This is a genomic window from Rhodococcus sp. B10 (assembly GCF_011770055.1).
Taxonomy (GTDB): Bacteria; Actinomycetota; Actinomycetes; order Mycobacteriales; family Mycobacteriaceae; genus Rhodococcoides; species Rhodococcoides kyotonensis_B.
Genome location: NZ_JAAFYV010000104.1, coordinates 1 through 437, shown reverse-complemented (window position 1 = coordinate 437; position 437 = coordinate 1). Strand labels below are relative to the sequence as shown.

1 protein-coding gene is annotated in these 437 nt (G+C 65.4%); it reads right to left on the bottom strand.

From position 1 onward, the window contains the following. The coding region (locus tag RhoFasB10_RS25855; RefSeq protein WP_167679351.1) for a YggT family protein at positions 1-262 on the bottom strand (262 nt) is incomplete at its 3' end. Positions 263-437 lie beyond the last annotated feature (175 nt).

Sequence of the window (437 nt, the reverse complement as noted above, 5' to 3'; positions counted from 1 at the left end):
CGCCCACCGACGCCACCAGCAGGAACAGATAGACAAGCGCCGTGACATAGGCGGCCACCAGCGACGACCAGTCGATATAGCCCGTGGCCGGAATCACCCGGCGCAGCGGGTGCACCAGCCAGCCGGTCAGCTGGAAGATGGCCTGCGACAGCGGATTGCGCGGTGACAGCCGCACCGCTTGCGTCCAGGCGCGCAGCAGCAGCGCCGCGCCGAAGAGCGAGAAGATCGTGTCGAGCAGAAAACGCGTGATATCGCCGAACATGCGTCCGGTTCTCCTATGGTCAGGTCGGGCAGAAGCGCGCGGCAAACACGGCGCGCTGAGGCGGGGTATTGTCGCACGGCAATCTGACGACGATCTGTGCGGTGATGCCCCTGCACAAGGGGGAGCACATTCGCGTATTGTGGTGCCCGTTCGCCGCCTTTCCTGCCAGGAGACC